Raw genomic sequence first — 2,535 nt, forward strand, 5'->3', positions numbered from 1 at the left:
GACACGAAACTGATACCAAGATGCGTCGTTTATTGACTTAGCTAAACAATGATTTTTCACCAAATTCTTAATCCTCAAATCTTCATAAGCTATCAAGTCGTTAGACTGAACTACGCACCGTGCTAACTTCACAGCATGGTCTTTACGTTGCCTACTTATTTTGAGATGGCGTTTTCCTAAAATTTGTCTAGCTTTGCCCCGATTTTTTGAACCTTTTACCTTTCTGGAAACACGACGTTGCGAACGTTTAAGAACCTTTTCTCCAATACGGAGAAATTTGGGATTCTCAATCATTACGCCCTCAGAATCAGTGTAGTATTCTTTCAAACCTACATCCAACCCAATTGTATTTCCTGATAGTGCTATATCTTCTTGACGGTTGACATTAATACAAAATTGAACATAAATACCGTCCGCACGTTTTACCAATCTTACCCGTTTAATTTGGTTAATTTGGTAAAAATGCAGATCACGAGTTCCTTTAAGTTTTAATCGCCCAATCCCTTTTTTATCGGTGAAAGTGATAAACTTGCGGTCCGAAGCCAGTTTCCAACCACTTGTTTTGTATTCGACTCCAACGACAGTCTTTCTGGAACTGAGGAAAACCCTTTAAACCAGGAATGCTTTTCTTGCAATTATTATAAAACCGAGTGATAGCAGCCCATGCTCGTTCAGCAGAAGATTGTCTAGCCATTGAATTGAGTTCATCAGCAAAAGGGAAATTAGCCGCCAGTACAGCACAATATTTCTGCAAGTCGTTTTTACCTATACCTTGAACATCCATCCATAGCCGAATGCAGCTATTACGAATGAACTGTGCAGTCCGAATCGCGTCATCTATTGCTTTTATTTGCGCTGACTTTCCATAAGCTTTAAACTCAAAAACTAGCATTCTTTCACCTCATGTCTTATACTACTATAGTTGGTTGAAGATGGCTAAATGTATTGCGCCTGGCAACATCTTGACGGTGGTTAAAACCACCTGAGTCGCTTTTCATCCCCTGTCTAAAGCACATAAGGCATTGCTACGCAATGCTTACTCAGGGGCTTTCAAACTTCCCAGTCTTTCTGGTAAATAAATTTCTCCCCTGCTCCCTGCCTATTTACTCGCTTCTACCCATTGAATAACCTGATGAGCTATGTGAGTCCCGTCGAGACGGTCAATTTCCCGGATACCTGTGGGACTTGTGACATTAACTTCTGTTAGGTAGCCACCAATTACGTCAATACCAACAAAAATTAAGCCATCTTGCCGGAGTTTTGCGGCTAAATGGCTACAAATTTCCTGTTCTCTTGGGGTAATGGTGGTTTGAGCCACTGTTCCACCAGTGGCCATATTATTACGAAAATCACTACTACTAGAAAGACGATTTAGCGCACCTATGGGTTCACCATTGAGTAAGATAATCCGTTTATCTCCCTCCTTGGCTTGGGGTAAATAATTTTGTACCATAACTGGAACTTGACCTTGGAGCGTGCTAAGTTCGACAATGGAGTTAAAATTGCGATCGCCTGATTGTAAGAATAAAATGCCTTCCCCAGCTTTATTCCCCAAGGGTTTGAGAATTGTTGCTTCTTTAGCTGCGACAAATTGGCGAATAACTTGCTTGTCAGCGCTGACAATTGTTTCGGGAATACATTCGCTAAACTGAAGAGCATACATTTTCTCATTAGCGCTACGAATCCCAGCCGGATCATTTATTACCAAAGTTTTATTTTGGTCAACATAATCGAGAATATAGGTAGCATAGAGATAAGCATCATTAACAGGTGGATCTGTCCGCATAAATACGGCATCCATTGTTTCTAAAGCAGTAAAGGCGCTAGGACTTAATTTAAACCAAGAATTAACTGCTAACCAACGTCGTTCTACTAACTCCACGGGAACGAGTTCTACCTGCTGCAAGGAAGCCCAGGCTTTGCCATCAATAACACTCAGCAAATTTGCCTGAGTTATCCAAATTTCATGTCCTAGAATTTGCGCTGCTTCCATCAAAGCAACACTGGTATCATGACATGGATCAAGCCGATGGATAGGATCAATAATAAAAGCTAGTTTCATCCTTTATACCTCTTTCATCTACGAATTTTAATATTAAAGAATCTTAAAGATCCCCGACTTCTGAAATGAACTTAGTCATCTTCGAGCAAAATTTAGCAAAGAAGTCGGGGATCTGATCCACAATATTTTAAGAAACTAGCATCTGATCTAATTTACCTTGACGGTCTAAAGTATGGATATCGTCACAACCACCAATGTGAATATCATTAATAAAAATTTGTGGTAAGGAGCGTTTTCCATTAGCTCTTTGGGACATTTTATCTCTGGCTATTTCGTCTCCATCAAGATTATATTCGATAAAATCAACACTTTTACTTTTCAGTAGACTTTTAGCACGAACACAAAACGGACAAGTAGTCCAAATGTAAATTTCTACTTTTGCAGCCATAATATTTTCAAAGAAATGCAATACTTCTTAATTTTAAACTCAAGTTTAGTGGTAATGGGTAATAGTTTTTTAAATTACCAATTAC

General features: G+C 39.2%; 2 protein-coding genes and 1 pseudogene. All 3 read right to left on the reverse strand.

What is annotated here, in order from left to right; translation table 11 throughout:
- A pseudogene (locus FJR06_RS01315) lies at positions 1-892 on the reverse strand (RNA-guided endonuclease InsQ/TnpB family protein); the annotation flags it as partial.
- Between the two features lie 207 nt (positions 893-1,099).
- Positions 1,100-2,062, reverse strand: coding sequence for a glutathione synthase (gene gshB, locus FJR06_RS01320; RefSeq protein ID WP_015081471.1), 963 nt, complete (start codon positions 2,060-2,062; stop codon positions 1,100-1,102).
- A gap of 127 nt (positions 2,063-2,189) precedes the next feature.
- Entirely contained in the window at positions 2,190-2,450 is a 261-nt protein-coding gene (gene grxC, locus FJR06_RS01325) for a glutaredoxin 3 (protein ID WP_015081470.1), read from the reverse strand.
- Positions 2,451-2,535 lie beyond the last annotated feature (85 nt).

Origin of the sequence: Dolichospermum sp. UHCC 0352, from assembly GCF_009711925.1 — a bacterium.
Classification (GTDB): Bacteria; Cyanobacteriota; Cyanobacteriia; order Cyanobacteriales; family Nostocaceae; genus Dolichospermum; species Dolichospermum lemmermannii.